General features: G+C 59.2%; 16 protein-coding genes. 2 read left to right on the top strand and 14 right to left on the bottom strand.

Annotation, left to right across the window (positions count from 1 at the left end):
• The 3 genes from DYL61_RS03775 to DYL61_RS03765 all read right to left on the bottom strand — a co-directional run bounded on the left by DYL61_RS03775 (position 1) and on the right by DYL61_RS03765 (position 2,702).
• A complete protein-coding gene (locus DYL61_RS03775; protein ID WP_135307270.1) occupies positions 1-1,389 on the bottom strand; it encodes an integrating conjugative element protein in 1,389 nt (462 codons plus the stop codon).
• Positions 1,386-2,342 (bottom strand): TIGR03756 family integrating conjugative element protein, encoded by a 957-nt coding sequence (locus tag DYL61_RS03770; protein ID WP_135307269.1) that lies wholly within the window; start codon positions 2,340-2,342, stop codon positions 1,386-1,388. Before DYL61_RS03770 ends, DYL61_RS03775 begins: the two co-directional genes overlap by 4 nt.
• A gap of 105 nt (positions 2,343-2,447) precedes the next feature.
• Positions 2,448-2,702, bottom strand: coding sequence for a helix-turn-helix domain-containing protein (locus DYL61_RS03765; protein ID WP_135307268.1), 255 nt, complete (start codon positions 2,700-2,702; stop codon positions 2,448-2,450).
• Between the two features lie 169 nt (positions 2,703-2,871).
• Between DYL61_RS03765 and DYL61_RS03760 the strand changes: the two genes are divergently transcribed.
• On the top strand, positions 2,872-3,123 hold the full coding sequence (locus tag DYL61_RS03760; protein WP_135307267.1) for a LasR-specific antiactivator QslA: 252 nt from the start codon (positions 2,872-2,874) through the stop codon (positions 3,121-3,123).
• Positions 3,124-3,170: 47 nt separating this feature from the next.
• On the opposite strand, the gene DYL61_RS03755 is transcribed toward DYL61_RS03760, so the two are convergent.
• Genes DYL61_RS03755 through DYL61_RS03715 form a run of 9 tightly spaced genes read right to left on the bottom strand, consistent with a single transcriptional unit; the run spans position 3,171 to position 10,638 of the window.
• A complete protein-coding gene (locus DYL61_RS03755; RefSeq protein WP_135307266.1) occupies positions 3,171-5,924 on the bottom strand; it encodes a conjugative transfer ATPase in 2,754 nt (917 codons plus the stop codon).
• The gene (locus DYL61_RS03750) at positions 5,924-6,340 is read right to left on the bottom strand and encodes a TIGR03751 family conjugal transfer lipoprotein (RefSeq protein ID WP_135307265.1); all 417 of its coding nucleotides are present in this window, start codon (positions 6,338-6,340) and stop codon (positions 5,924-5,926) included. Before DYL61_RS03750 ends, DYL61_RS03755 begins: the two co-directional genes overlap by 1 nt.
• Entirely contained in the window at positions 6,303-7,820 is a 1,518-nt protein-coding gene (locus tag DYL61_RS03745; RefSeq protein WP_135307264.1) for a TIGR03752 family integrating conjugative element protein, read from the bottom strand. Before DYL61_RS03745 ends, DYL61_RS03750 begins: the two co-directional genes overlap by 38 nt.
• A complete protein-coding gene (locus DYL61_RS03740; protein WP_135307263.1) occupies positions 7,810-8,622 on the bottom strand; it encodes a TIGR03749 family integrating conjugative element protein in 813 nt (270 codons plus the stop codon). The genes DYL61_RS03745 and DYL61_RS03740 overlap by 11 nt, the downstream gene beginning before the upstream one ends.
• A complete protein-coding gene (locus tag DYL61_RS03735; protein WP_135307262.1) occupies positions 8,619-9,260 on the bottom strand; it encodes a PFL_4703 family integrating conjugative element protein in 642 nt (213 codons plus the stop codon). Before DYL61_RS03735 ends, DYL61_RS03740 begins: the two co-directional genes overlap by 4 nt.
• Complete coding sequence (locus DYL61_RS03730; RefSeq protein WP_135307261.1) at positions 9,257-9,670, bottom strand: TIGR03750 family conjugal transfer protein; 414 nt, start codon at positions 9,668-9,670, stop codon at positions 9,257-9,259. The genes DYL61_RS03735 and DYL61_RS03730 overlap by 4 nt, the downstream gene beginning before the upstream one ends.
• A gap of 7 nt (positions 9,671-9,677) precedes the next feature.
• Positions 9,678-10,049 (bottom strand): TIGR03745 family integrating conjugative element membrane protein, encoded by a 372-nt coding sequence (locus DYL61_RS03725; protein WP_020300904.1) that lies wholly within the window; start codon positions 10,047-10,049, stop codon positions 9,678-9,680.
• Between the two features lie 17 nt (positions 10,050-10,066).
• Complete coding sequence (locus tag DYL61_RS03720) at positions 10,067-10,306, bottom strand: TIGR03758 family integrating conjugative element protein (protein WP_029290855.1); 240 nt, start codon at positions 10,304-10,306, stop codon at positions 10,067-10,069.
• A complete protein-coding gene (locus tag DYL61_RS03715) occupies positions 10,303-10,638 on the bottom strand; it encodes an integrative conjugative element protein, RAQPRD family (RefSeq protein WP_135307260.1) in 336 nt (111 codons plus the stop codon). The genes DYL61_RS03720 and DYL61_RS03715 overlap by 4 nt, the downstream gene beginning before the upstream one ends.
• A gap of 307 nt (positions 10,639-10,945) precedes the next feature.
• Here DYL61_RS03715 and DYL61_RS03710 point away from each other — a divergent pair, with 307 nt between their 5' ends.
• Positions 10,946-11,317 (top strand): histone-like nucleoid-structuring protein, MvaT/MvaU family, encoded by a 372-nt coding sequence (locus tag DYL61_RS03710; RefSeq protein ID WP_135307259.1) that lies wholly within the window; start codon positions 10,946-10,948, stop codon positions 11,315-11,317.
• Between the two features lie 286 nt (positions 11,318-11,603).
• On the opposite strand, the gene DYL61_RS03705 is transcribed toward DYL61_RS03710, so the two are convergent.
• Both DYL61_RS03705 and traD read right to left on the bottom strand, forming a co-directional pair.
• Positions 11,604-12,335: a TIGR03747 family integrating conjugative element membrane protein gene (locus DYL61_RS03705; RefSeq protein ID WP_135307258.1), complete on the bottom strand. Its 732-nt coding sequence runs from the start codon at positions 12,333-12,335 to the stop codon at positions 11,604-11,606.
• Between the two features lie 89 nt (positions 12,336-12,424).
• A complete protein-coding gene (traD, locus tag DYL61_RS03700) occupies positions 12,425-14,530 on the bottom strand; it encodes a type IV conjugative transfer system coupling protein TraD (RefSeq protein ID WP_135307257.1) in 2,106 nt (701 codons plus the stop codon).
• Between the last annotated feature and the right edge of the window lie 9 nt (positions 14,531-14,539).

Below are 14,539 nucleotides of genomic sequence, written 5' to 3'. Positions count from 1 at the left end.
TCACTTGCGCCTGGCGTCAGCATCATTGAGTCGACCGGGCTCGGGGTCGCCTTGCTCGACGGTACGCGATGCGTCGGCACCACCGGCATGCCGGTCGAGCACCAGGCTGGCGGTGTTGGTGGCGAGCATCTGCCGGACCTGCAGTTCAGTCTGCAGCAGGCGTATTTCGCGCTCCAGAGCGTCGATATTTTTCGTCAAGGCGGTTTGGGCCGGCTCGGCGGAGGCGATGTTCGGTTCGTGACTGCCCGCCAGCAGGGTGCGCAGTAGCAGCAACGCTTTGTCGAGCACGCTGGACAAGGCTGTCTCACTGGCCAGGCGGCGTGCCAACAGATCTTGGTCGGGATCGTCGCGCAGGGCTTCAATCACGCCACGGGTCACCGGCAGCATCGGGCTGGAGGCTTTCGCCAGGTTGTCAGGGGTAGGCCGCAGTGAGCCCGACAACAGCCCTTGCAGGGCCTTGAGACGTTCGCTGTAGGCCTCCTGGATCAGCGGCGTTAACCCACTGCCAGCGGTAGCGCGCAGGGTTTCACAGGCGTCGCAGGTCGTAACTTCGCTCTCGCCCAACACCCGAACGGCCCATTCGGATTCCTCTTGGGGCGAGGTCCATGTCTGGCAAATAGCCCCACCCAGACAATCACTGCTACTGATCGAGGCGCTGTCATCCACCGAACGGTTATGCAGCAGGTTATAACCCGCGCGCACCACGTCGGCGGTCACCCGAATGGGCGTCTGCCCATTGCCTCCAGCCTTCGAGCCGCCGACCCAGGACACGCCATTGTTGCCGTTGCGGGCCTCGGTGTTTTTCACCGCAGCCACCGCATCGCCACCGGTTTGCTCCAGGTTGCCCTGCATCTCCTGGTTCTTGGCCAGCGCGCCCCAGCCGGCTTGACCAACCTTGTCCGCCATCTTCTCGGCCATGGCCTGGCAGGTCAGCTTGGATCGGTCGAAGTCGATGCGACCCTGCATAACGCCGTTACTTAGCAACTCATAGAGACCGGGATTGGCGCGCTGGATGATCAACGCTGGCAGCGACATTACCGCTTGGGTCGCGTTCTGCACGATGCTGCTCATGATCTGCTGGAAACCTTCGGTGGCGCCGTTCAGCTGGTTTTGCAGGGTGTTGGTGAGACTCATGTTTCCGCACATCATGTTCGCTCGCCAAGATCCGCCGATACCGAGCCCGCTGGGACGGTAAAGCGAACTCGGTGAGCCGACTGCCGAGCCGCCACCAATGGTGTACATGACTCGGTCGTCGAGTACTTCGCCTTGAGTACCCAGGCGGTAATCGCCCTCGCCCTCGCCGGCGTGGGTAGGCGTGGCCATGGCGAGCAGTCCGCAGAGCAACAGGCTCATCACGCCCAACCATGATCGCGCGCAAAGCCGACTCATGACGCACCGCCTTCGAAGTCGATACTGAACAGAAAGGTCTGCCCCTCACGTTTGCAGCAGCTATAGGGGCGCCACAGCGACCAGGCGTAGCCGCCATCCGCGCTCTGTACCGGATCGCTGGGGAAGATGGCGCACGTCGGCTGAACCAGCGGGTAGAGCAATTGCCATGTGTGGGTCGACGCGTCGTTTTCAACGATCGGGCCCGGTGGCCAGTAGCCGTCGCGTTTGGCAGGCGTCAGTGGTACGTACACATGCGGCTGCCCGTTACGGGTAATCACATCGCCGGCCCGTTGCGCCATGACGGCGGCCGCCTTGAAGTCGTCGGGCTGTACCAGAAAGCCCTGCCGGGGATAAACGTTGGCCCACATGTTTCCCGAAGCCTGACGGCCAATTTCACGGATTCCCGGCATGAGCGACTCGGGGTAAAGACTTTCTGGGATGCCATGGCGCCAGGCCAGTGAGTCCAGGGTACTCAGGTAGTAGGGCATGAACGCAATAGCGCCGCTGGCGCAGGCATAGCCGGATTGCGAAGCCAATTGCGTGGCGGCCCAACCTCCCGGGTGGCCGATGCCATCAACGTTTTTGAAGCGAGGCAAATTGTCGCGCTGGGTGTTCGGCGTGATCAGGTTGCCGCCCCCCTCCGCACCGCTGATGGGCGCGGAGAGGGTGGCCATCTCGGTCCAGGGGTTATTGCCCGTGATGGCATAGCTCGAGACCACGAGTTCAGGAATGAAATGACGAACCTTGGTCGAGGTTTTGACTGTGCAACCTAAGGGCGTGCAGAGGAGCCAGAAACAAATGCCGACGACCCTGTAGGCGAGGCAATTTGGCGAAAGCACAGAGGCGGTGATGCTGCCGGTATCCAGTGCCATGCTTGGGCCGCACGCCAGCAGGATACATAGCGCCAAAGGCCTTAGCTTTGTGGGCGGGATTGACGAGCAGGCAACAGGCATGATCCAGGCTCTCGGTGTATGGCCTAGGCAGGTTCGGTTACAGCCTGAAGACTGTCAGTGGAAATTATGAAGGCGGATCTATCGGATTTGTGAGCCGTGAGACTATTATTTGACGTGAAGGGCGCTGCGCAGAGTATCGGGTTTTGCAAGTAGCTGATCTGTGGTGATTTCGAGAATATTGGCGAGCTTGCACAGGACCAACAGCGACGGATTGCCCGTGCATCGTTCGATTTGACTGACGTACGTGCGATCTACCTCGGCCATGAGCGCGAGCTGCTCTTGGGTAAGGTTTTTCACGCGTCGCATCAAGCGGATGTTTTCCGCCAGCTGAAGACGAAGCTGTTCGTAGTCTTGAGTCATGCGCGCAAATTGCGCCTTGAGGGACTCTCAATCCACGGGATATAGTCTACATTGGCATTGATCTAGGCCATTTGATGCTCATGCCTGTTATCGAGCGTTCATTTGGCTTCGTTAAGCTTTTCGAAGCTGGGCCCAACGTCTAACAATAAATCAGAAATCTAGGGTGTGTATGGACGAAAACTACATTTCAATTCCTGCGGCGGATGGTTGCCCAAGTCTTCTGACACCTTGGGGCAACGAATTTGCCCCAATGATCGAACGTGGCGTGCAATGCGCCCAGGCCTGGCTTGATACGCCCGGCGAGATTCCACTGTGGTGGGAGTTGGCGCAAGCGCGCAAAACCTTTCCTGTCGGTGACTGCCAAGATGCTTTTGAAGCTGGATTCCTGTTGAGGATCCAGCAACGGCTTCAAGGCGCATGACAGTAACCTGTCGCTCGCTTTAGAGCGCGATAGCTGAATAGATTTCCCTATACGGGTTCTATTCCTCGGGCTCTATCAATCCGTTCAGCTACCCGATAAGCCGCTTCCAACTCCGAGCAGCAGTTGTCTTGCATCAGTGTCCAGCGCTCAGCTTTTTCCTCGGGCTCCGTCATGGCCAGGGCGAGATAGAGGCTGGGTGGCACGGCTCGAAACAATGTTTCGAGTTTCTTCGACAGCACCACTCCTTCAGTGTATTTGCCCGGTTCTTTGCTGGCGGAGAGCAGCAGGGCTTTCTGTGCCGGCGTGAGCTTCTTGAAGCGAGCGATCTCTTCGATTTCCGCGGGCGGCATGTTTAAACAAATCCACCATTCAATCATGTTGAGCATGGTCTGCGCGGCGGTGGGAAAGTCGGCAAGGTTCTGTGTGGCCAGCCAGAACCAGGCGCCAAGTTTGCGCCACATCTTCGTGCCCTTGACCACGAACGGCGCCAGCAATGGATTCTTGGTGATGATATGGCCCTCATCGGTGACCATGATGATCGGTCGACCCAGGTACTGATCGCGCTCGGCAAGGTTATTCACGGTGTTCATCAGGCTGATGTAGCTGATGGACATTTGTGCCTCGTAGCCTTCGCGAGCGTAAGTGGCCAGATCGACAATGGTCACATCGCTCTCGGGCCAAGGCGTGCCCTCGCGATCGAACAGTTCGCCCTCGAAACCCTGGCAAAAAAGGTCGATGGATTCCCCCATTTCCTGGGCGCGCTCGCGACGTTTCTCCGGCAAGTGCGGGTCGGTGGCGACGCGCAGCAAGGCGTCACGCACGTCGCGGGTCAGTACTTGACGGCCTGCTGTGACACAGGTCTGTGCCGCATCGAGAATGCACTCGCGGATCAAGCTGCGATCGGCTCGACTCAGGCGCGCCTCTTCCTTGGCCTCGCCGCCGGTGATCATCAGGCGGGCGGTGATTTCCAGTTCGCCGAGAACATCGCGCTGGTCTTCGCGACTGGTTACCACCTCATCGTCCAGCTCATCGATAGACAGACTCGCTACCTGATCCGGCTGCTCGACCAGGCGCCAAGCGTCGGCGAACGGTGCGAGGCTGACCGAGGCGCCAGGTTTCAATTGGACCTTGTTGACCGACAGGCCCTGTGTCGCGAAGTAGTCGCCCTGCAAGCCGAATGAGTTGCCGGCCTCGACGATAAACAGGCGAGGGCGGTACACGGCCATGACCTGCATCAGTAGGGTGACCAGAGTGGCCGACTTGCCGGCGCCGGTGGGGCCGAACAACAGCAGATGACCATTCATGGCTCGGTCCAGGCGTGATAACGGATCAAAACTCAACGGCGAACCAGCACGATTGAACAGGGTGATACCTGGGTGGCCGGTGCCGGTGCTGCGGCCCCACACCGGAATCAGATTCGCCAGGTGCTGGGCAAACATCAGGCGGGTGTACCAGTTGCGCGTGTCGCGGGCCGGGTTGTAAGCCATCGGTAACCAACGCAGGTAACTGTTGCAGGCGGCGACTTCATAGCCTTCGCGTACCGGTTGTAGGCCCGCACCCAGTAGTGCGTTAGCCAGGCTGACCGAGCGCTGGTGCAATTGCTGTTCATCGTTACCGCGCAGGTAGAACGCCAGGGTGCCGCGGTACAGCTTGTGCTGGCGACCGATGATTGCACGAGCCTCTTCAACATCTTGGCGGGTCTGGGTCGAGGCCAGGTTTTCACCGATGGCTTTGCGCGCCAGGCGGTTCAACTGCTCCTCAAGTACATCCTGCGGTTTGACCACCAAGGTTAGACTCATGACTGTACCTTCGGGTAACTGGTCGAACAGTGCATTCACCGCGTCACCTTTGCGGGTTTCTCCGGTGAGTTGACCAATCAAGGGCGCTCGGCGCAGCTTGTCCACCACCATGACCCGATGGGGTTGATCATCGAAAAACCAGAGCCCGTGCTGGACATCCGAGCGCGGTTCGTTGAAGAACAGCCGCTCGGCGAAGTCATGATCGAAGGGCAGTTCCAGCGACTCGCCGTCGCCCGACTCCGGATAGGTCACGCGGCGGTAGAACTCCTCGGGCGCTTCATCAGTGAGCCTGGGTGCCGGATTGAACCAGGGCACTAACCAGGCATACAGAGCTCGGCCATCGACTCGCGTTGTTTGCACCCCGCATACCTGCAACGAAGCAGCAATACGTTCGCAAGCCTGATGCAGGGATTGCATCGGGTTGAGTCCTGTCTCCTCAGCGTCAGACTCAAGCCAGCGATAGACCACCAGTCGCACCCGACGGTTATTGCCGCGCCAGGGCAGGCGCGTCACCACCTTATCCTCAAACAGACCACCGGGCTTGGCGATGGCCTTCAGATGACGGCGGCTGAGCTCTAAATACACCTCGGTGAAGACCGTGGCTCGCGCGCTGTCCTGGATATAATCGGTGAGCCGGGTCAGGTAGGGGGTGAAGTCGTTGTCGTCCTGACAGAAAAACTGCGCCACCCACGGCGCTTGGTCCAGCTCGTCAAAGCTATCCTGCAGGGCATCCTCGAGGGCATCGCGGGCGGCCATCAACCAATCGGGTTCGCGCCCTTCAGTGCCAATGGGCAGCAACTCGAACACGGCACCCACCGAGCGGTTGTCATCCAGTAGAAAACACTGCTCGGTGTCGAGGTATTCGACCCATGGCAGGTGATCGGTGAAGCTGGGGTTATGCGCATAGAGTGCAGCTTCATCGGCCAAGGTGGCGCGAGGGCGCAATGGGTGGCGCCAGGCTTTCCATGCAGAAGTGCGGTTGCCCGCATCGCTGGTACGCACTACAAGTCTTCCTGACGTTCACCGGGTAATGCGTACTGCACCCGTTGGTAGAACGGAAAGACGGTCGAGTAACCCGGAACCGGTGCCTGCTCGGTACCACTCAAATGCGGATACACGTACAGCACCAGATCGGGATTGGGCAGGCGCGGGAACAGGTTGCGGATCTCGTTCGCCGCTGTGCGCGTGTACGGTTCCTGGAGAGCCGCGGAGACATCTGCCTGAGCCAGCGGGCGGCGTAACTGCTGTCGAGCATCCAGCAGTTGCTGCTGAGTGCCTTGCGAACCGGCGCCGTTCCAAATATCCATCATGGTTTGCTCGCCATGGGGCAGCAGCGTGTCTTTGTCGGTGGAACACCCCGTCAGGACCCAGCAGAGCAAGCTAATCCAGGTCAGGCAGAGAAGCATGGTCTTTTTCATGGCGAACGCTCCGGCCCTTGGGCTCGTAGTCGATGGTGATCTCATGGTCGAGGTGCAGTGCGACCTGTGCTGCAGGTGGTACGTACACGGCAGCAAAGGCTTCGCCATACAGTTTGTTCACCCACTCGCGGATGTCGCTGACCCCACCACTGAGAATTGAATTCAGTGCGCTATTGCCACTGCTGCTGGTGACTCCGAGCGTACTGCCGCCCGAACTGATCACACTGCTGTTGTTCCGCTCATCCCCGAGCAGCGCTGCGACACCGGCACCGGCGGCAGTGATCAGGCTTTGGCTGCCGAGGTATTGCTGGGCGTTCGAGCGGCGCTCGCCAGCGATGCAAGGAATGCCATACGGATCGGACAGGTAACCGAGCCCGCCACGGATCTTGTCGGTGTTCGAGCTCTGGGTGGTGGACGCAGTGCGGCTGGCTATCGCCTTCGGCTGAGGCACCGTGCGGATGGTGCCATCGGTAAACACAAAGGTAATTGACTCGACCTGTCCGCGTACGCAGGACAGGGTCCAGTCACCGGACGCCGTGCCGCTCATCACGGCCCCCGCGACGTCCGGCAGGTCGATGCCGTTGGCGGTCAGGTTCTCCGGACCGACCAGCACCTTGAAGGGATAGGGGTCATTCACGGTGCCGTCCACCGGGACTCGGCCGATCAGCGCGGTCATGGCGACCGAGCCCATCAGCGTGGCGTTTTCGGGGATCGTGTAGACCGGCTTCGCGCCTTCGGTACGATCAACGGATCGCGTGAGGTCGCGCTCACCCTTGGTAACTGCACGTAACTGTTTCTGGCTGCGATCAATCGCGTTGTCTTTCAAGCCTTCCAGAGAGTTGAAAGCGGTAGGCAGGCTCAGTGCGGAGGAAGTCGTGGTTTTGCCTCTGGCGTCGGTGGACGGAGCATCCGAGGGTTCAATCCACTGCAGCGCATCATTGGTAGAGTGTCGCCCTTCGAACTGAGCGCCGTCGCCGGGCTCAAGCCCCAATCCGATCGGCATGTCCTTGCTTTTGCCAGCTAGCCCCGACAACTGTTCCTGCAATTGCGTCAGCAGGCCACGAGCCTGACGACTGTCTTGTTCCGCTTTGAGTCGGGCCTCGTTGGCTTGGCGGCGGCCTTCGTCGACCTGCTGGGTCACACTGCCAAGCGCCGTCTGGATACGCGAGTCGACACTGTTTTCCCGCTCGCGTAGGCGGTTGTTTTCCGTCTGCAGTGAGTCATTGTGTTTCTTCAAACCGAGCATGTCGCTGCGCATGGCCTTCACCTGGCCGACCAGGGTGGCGACCGTGTCGCGTGGGGTATCGCCCGCAATGCCGAGCGACTTGGCTTGCTCGGCGGATAATTGAATATTGCCCTGATCAACTGGGTGCTCTGGAGAAGGTGTGCTGCCACCCGGGACCCAGATTTTCAGGATGATCAGCACCACGCCCAGCAGCGCAGCCGGTACCAGCCATTTGAGCAAGGCGTTAGCTTTCATCGTCAGCACCTCGCGCAACGGGCGGGAGCAGCACCGCTTGTTCGAGGCCGGCACCGCGAGTGACGAGATAGGCGATCGTAGTGTCTTCGGCACTGCCGACCGGCCCGAGGAAAGCATGCTGGAAGGCCGCGGCGAACAGCTTGGCCTGAAGCCGGCGCGGATCGAGTTGCACCGTCGCTGGACCACGATTGCGCAACTTCACCGCCGTCACCCAGTAATCACCGAGTCGCCAGGCGGCGATGGGCGTGCTGGACACGTTTTCGGTCGGCAGCAAGGTCGGCAGTTCGCTGCGCAGCTTGAGTGGTACGCGGCTTACGCCGGGTAGGGATTCTACGGTGCGCAGCGACGCGTACAGGCTCTGTGCGGCATAGCGGGTCAACGCGACCGGGATCGGCGTACGTTCTTGAACAGGGGCGGTGCTCGATTCAGTCTCGGCAGCCTGCACCGGAGCATGCTTGAGAATGCGCACAGGCTCCAGCGGTTGATCGCCGGGCGTGGTCGCGATATCCAGCAGGATGATCTCACCCGTCGCGACCGATTGCAGTTGCAGTCGGGTCGGGGCAATGGCTTCCGACGCGCGCAGGTACAGCGTGCCGCCGGTGGATTGCACGCGCAGCTTGCCCGTCAAGGTTGAGGGCACGCCGACGCGAACAGCCTCATCGACAAAGACCACTCGCTCCTGATTGATCACCAGCGGGACCGCGAGGGGGAGGCGTTCCCAATGCATCAGCTCGACGGCCTGTGCCGCGACTCCCCACAGCGTTAGTGCGACGGTGAGTCCCAGGGTCGACATCCGCTTCATGGTTCACCTCCAGGCAGGAAGATTTTTTGCGGAGTGCCCTGGTAGCAGTCCAGCGCCAGCCCCCACTTGTTGCGCTCGGGATCCAGGTCAAAACGCACCACGCGCAATGGATAGCGCACCACCACCCGTTTTACCGGTTCGGCGGCGTAATACTCATCGGCGTTGAGGTCGAGCTTGACCAGCCAGCTGTCGCGGTCGAGTTGCTTGACCCTGAGTTCCGGATCTTCGCTGTAGCCGCGGCCCAGAATTTCGTAGACGCCACGCACCCGCTGGCGCAACTCGCCGGCGGCCTTGCGGTACTCGTAGTCACCGTCGAGGAAGGCCTTGCAGGCGGGTGTCAGGTAGGACTGCAAGCCATAGATGGCGCGGCGATAGTCCTGCTCGCCATCCGAGGGCCAGCGGTTGAGCTGACCAAAGATGTACAGGGCAAAGGCATACACATTCTCCGAGGGGATATCCCACCACTTGCGCGTGCTGCCCGAGCGCAGATCTGGCGGTACATGTACGGTCAGATCGGTCGGTGCCGAGCGCCAGCCATACCAGAGTCCGGCACAGAGCAGAGTAAGGATCACTACCGCCAGACGCAGGCTGAAGATATGGGCCTGTTGGGCATCGACCTTGTTCCGAAATCGGCTCATGGCTGCCACCGTGACAGGGCAGGACGCAGCCGACGCGAACGGCGAACGGTCCAGGCACCGGAGTGGAGGATCAGACTGCCGCGACCCAAGCGCCAACGGCTGGCGAGCATCCATTCGAGTTTGCGGTACAACCAGGTCTCGGGGCGAGCCCGTTTGGCCCGGCGCAATAGCGTGCCACCGGCCAATAACACCAGCGCCATGCCGGCGATCATGCCGGTCGGCGCTATGGCAATGGAAGCGGTGGCAATCGCTAGAGGAACGCCCAGCAGCAGGCCAATGACGGCGCCGGCGCCGAGTGCTACCCACATCTCATCATTGGTCAACCCTCGCAATACGGCGGGATCACGATTGAGTCGCTCTGGAAGAAAGACCAAGGTGCCGTCGGCAAGGCGTTCGATAGTGTCGTTCATGCCGACCTCACAGAATGGCGGCCGCCTTGGTCAGGAACCAGATGATGATCACCACCAGCAGGGCACCGATGCCGACCACTGCACCCAAGTCCTTCCAGGTCTTTCGTTGGTTTTGCACGTCGGCGTACACGGTCAACGAGTGCCACGCCACCCCCAAGAAAGCGAGTAGGGCGATCAGCAGACCGAGCAGGATGCCGCCGTCGTAGGCATAGTTTTTGATCGTCTCGATCAAACCGGATCCTTCGCCGCGCGAAGGGGCTTCCATGGTGGGGAGCTCGGCAAAAGCCAGGCTTGGGCCGAGCACCAGCAGCAGTCCGATCAAGCGCTGGCTCGCACGATCACGCAGGTTGTTTTTCAGAGGGGTAAAGCACTTGAGCATGGCGGCGATCTCCTGGGTTAGGACAGGGTGAAGAACATCAAAACCAGCAAGGTGAGCAGCACGCGTGCGGCGCTGCCGCCGAAGGCTCCAAAGCGCACGCTGCCGCTCGCCCAACCCCGGTAAGCCGTCCACATCACCCAGGCGCACCACAGCAAGGTCAGGACGAGAACCAGGGACAGCCACAGCGTCGAACTGCTCTGCGGTGCGAAGCCGGCGGCGTTTTGGAACGCAGCGATCTGAACGTCAGTCATGCTCATGGCGAGGGCTCCGCAATCGGAGTGTCGAGGCGGTAATTACCGACCAGTTCACTGGGGTCGCGGGGTTGCGCACGGGAGGGGAACAGATAGCTCTGCACCCCTTGGTGGATGCGCTGAATGTCCTGGGTCAGTCGGGGGTAGTCGAATCGATAGCGTTCGATTGGTTCAAGGGTACGGGCTGCCTCCGCTCGCGTCGCAAGGCGTTCGAGAGTGTCGAGTTGCTGCTGGACTAGGCTGAGCTGTTCCTGCTCATGAGTCGATGCGGCAAAGCCGCTGCCATGAGCGATGGCCAGTGAAAGGAATAACAAGCAGCGAAAGACGGTAGTCGACATGATGCTGGTCCATGTGGAGATGGCGCCAGCATCAAGTTAGGGGTTGAATTAATCAGTATAAAACGCGAGATGGGATGTATCGCTTTTTTGGAGGCGAGCGGAAGAAACTTACCCACACATACACTAGCAATCGATTGGGCGAAAAAGAGAGCCCAGTCTAGCAATCCTTCCCCATTAGTAATGTGTTGCTCATAGGGCAATGAGTGGATTCACTTCTGCTTGAAACGCGTATGGGTGACGAAGAGTCCATCATCGCTTAGCATGGGGGCGTTCACTTCTCATTTCCCTAACCTGAAGGAAGTTTCACATGTCTCGTTTGGCTGAATTTCGCAAGCTTGAACAACAACTGGCCGAACAGCTCGCAGAGCTCGAGTCGATGAAAAGTGACTCCGGTCTGAAAAAAGAAATGGAATTTGAGAGCAAACTACGTGCGTTGCTTGGCGAGTACGGCTTCAGCTTAAAGAACATCATTGGCATCCTGGATCCAGAGGCTGGCTGTCGTACCTCGGCACCAATAGTTGCCTCCGTAAAGGCCATCCGTAAGGCTCGCGAAGTGAAGATTTACAAGAATCCAAACTCGGGTGAGGTGATCGAAACCAAGGGAGGAAATCATAGACAACTGAAAGAATGGAAAGTCGAGTTTGGCGCAGACGTTGTTGACTCGTGGCGTACTCAGTAAGATCGGTTTGATGACCAAGGGCCTGTAAGGGCCCTTTTTTATCGGTGAGAATGATAAATCCAGAGTGCAAGTCTTGACCCGGTCCTGCACCAGTTTAATTGCTGGTTAGATCCTTGAATTTCGCCCAAATCTTGGAAGCCTACATTTCATATGATGCTCTAACCCATAATGGGAGTCGTGGACGACCTCTAGCAGTTTTATTTGCATTCGTATGGTGTGTCAGTTTTGGGTCGCAGGATAACTATCCTGGCATCGGGATATGTAAAGAAAAACCGGTTTTTCCGAATCAGAGATACTTCTTGAATGTCGTTGCCGTGATTGCCGTAATGATGCCGAGCATCACAGCACAAGGGAAAAACACAGCCATGGGATTGAGCGAAAAGGGTAGGGACAAGTAGATAACCCAGGGCACGATCAGCAGTGGTATCACGGCTCGTTTAGCTCGATGGTAGACAAAGCTACTTTCTCGCCCTGCGCCAAATTTACGTAGGTCCCGGCGCATCAGTCCATCGACAAAACCAGTGAACATGGCCAGCAGAAACAGGGGGATGGCCAGGACCAGAATGGTCAGGCGCACCACGAAGGTAAAGGTCACATATACCGCTGCCAACACGAAATCCTCAATGCTCACGTAGAGCTGGTTGATCCAGCTCCAGACGCCGTTGCCCTGGCTCGACAGCCGCGCCTGCTGGGCAAAATCCGCAAAGCCGGTCTTGACCAGCAGCCACTGATTAAGGAAATCCAACCACTGGACAATCGTTTGCCCGGGTTGTTGGAGGATGAGTGACGATTTGAAGTGCTCGCTGAGCCAGCCCAGTTCGCTGGTCAGCATGGCCTGACTATGCAGCCAGCCTTGATCTCCCCAGAAGAGCAACAGACCGACGAATTCGATGAGGATCGAAAACAGCAATGAGGCGACCAGCAAACCAATGATTCGCAACATCAGGCTAATCGTCGAGACAATTAGCCCCGGATGTTGGATCGGTTGTGGCGGCGTGTTTTGTGTGGAAGTCGCCATCGTTCACTCCATTGTGCGCCGCAGAGTTGATGTCGTCCTTACGCCTTCCGAATGTGTGTTTGCGTAATCGAAACCTAGTCAGAGTAGGGTTACCGCACCTGATCTAAATCGAAGTTAATGGTTGGGCCGCCACCGCTTGCGCTCCACCATTGTCCTGCCTGCGCGTTGTAGGTCGCCCGCATCCGTTGAGTGAGTTCTTGCAGATCCTTGGGCATGGCATCGTCCTTGGAGGGTTTAGGCAAAGGCATACGGACTTTCCAGAGCTGGCCACCGCCCTGGAAGGAGAACATTTGTCCCTTGGGCAAACTGACAATGTGAGCCGGCTCGATCAGGGGCACGCTGGTGCTGCTGACGCGATCCTGGGAGGACGAAGTGAAGTCCGTGTTGGCCTCAGGATCGGAGGTGTCGGTGGCGCCTGACACCAAGGTCTTGGTCAGCACGTTAACCTTGGGCAACTGCTGGGTGAGCAGTTCCGCAGTGGCGGTCTCGCGCACGCGGAGCATCTGCAGGGTGTTGAAGTTGCCAATCACCTGACCGGCCTTGGCGCGGTTACCGATGCGCGCTTCGATATCGCTGAGGGTCTGGGTGTAGGCCGTCACTTGGATACCGGCGCCACCGCCCTTGTTGATCAGAGGGATGAATTCATCGCCCATCAGCTCATTGAACTCGTCAGCGTGCAGGTTGATTGGCAGCTTGTCGGTGCTCCTGCTCGATGTAGGCAGACCATGGTCGATACCATGTTTGTAGATATGGCCCGCGACCGAGACAAGGTCGGCGAACATGGAGTTGCCCACGGCGGCAGCGACCTCGGCGTCGGTCAGCGCATCCAGGCCGACGTAGACGATCCCGCGTTTTCGGATGATCTGCATCCAGTCGAAGATCGGCCGTGGGTCGTCCAGATCGGTGTAGTCGGGGGCCAGCAGTTGGGCTGTCTTGCCTGTGGTGAGTTTCTCCAGCAGCGGCAGTAGCGAGGCCACGATTTTGTCGAAGTAAGTACGGTCATAGCGAACCGCCGAACGCAGTCCATCCAACACTGGATCGAATACCCGTTTCACCGCCAGGTACTGCTCGATGGCCACAACACGCTTTTCGCGCCCGATCATATGCCGGGGAATGTTTTTCTCGGTGAGCTTGCCTTCAAGCTGGACGATTACTTCCCATGCTTTCGGATCGGTTTTGGCGAAAAACTGCTGGGCGTATTCGATGAACAGTGCGTCGATGTTGACCACATGTCGCTGGATCTGCAGGTAGTCTGGACGTCGGCCCAGCTCGATCAAAGCACGGGCGATGATGTTGACGAATCGCCAGGCAAACTCGCGAAAGGCCGCAGAGTTGCCTTCACCGCTGAGCTGTCCAGCGATACGCGATGCTACCTCCGAGATGCGCCCGAAACGTCCCACGGCGTTGTAGCGGGCGGAGATCTCCGGCCAGCCCAGATGGAACACATAAAACTCTTTCTCCCGACCGGCGCGTTTGGCTTCGACGTACATCCGTTTGAGCAAGTCGGCGTCGCCCTTCGGATCGAAGACGATCACCACCTCATGTTCGATGCGATGAATGTCCTGCGTGATGTACACCTCGGCGAGTCGGGTCTTGCCGACACGGGTAGTGCCCAGCACGAGGGTGTGTCCGACCCGTTCGCCCAGCGGCAGACTGACTTCCGTTTCGTCGGGCTCGACCCCATGCAACAGCGGCGAACCACCGACTGGGGGCAAAGGGCGCAACGGATTGAACGCGCTATCCCAGGCGGTGACACGGGCCAATGCCGAGAGTAGAAACGGTGCATGTTCCAGGCGCCGTTCGAGTCCACGGGCCAGGCGGTAACAGGTCGGTTGGTCGACATAGTGAGCGACCGCCGGGTCTTGAGCTTCGACCAAGCGCTGGGTGTGCAGACGGCTCCAGCGAAAGCCGCGCCCCATGAACAGACGCTTTCGGCTGATCGGAATCTGGCGACTGGTTAGTTCGTAGCGGGGCAGCCGGCGGATATTGCGCCGATAACGCAGCACCTCCCAAGCTTGTCGCAGCCGGATAAGGCCGAACAGGGCATAGGATAGCGCTGCAACCAGACCGATCTCGGGTGACAGGGCCACAGCCCAGGGCGAGTACACGCACAACACCGCGGCAGCGATACAGATTGCTACGGTATACAGCTCCACCGCTGGCCGGAGCTTGGACTCCATCGCATGTTCGGCCATGACCTGGAC

The sequence above is a fragment of the Pseudomonas nabeulensis genome (genome assembly GCF_004682045.1).
Classification (GTDB): Bacteria; Pseudomonadota; Gammaproteobacteria; order Pseudomonadales; family Pseudomonadaceae; genus Aquipseudomonas; species Aquipseudomonas nabeulensis.
The sequence above is the reverse complement of the archived record's forward strand: the minus strand, read 5'-3'. Positions and strand labels throughout refer to the sequence as shown.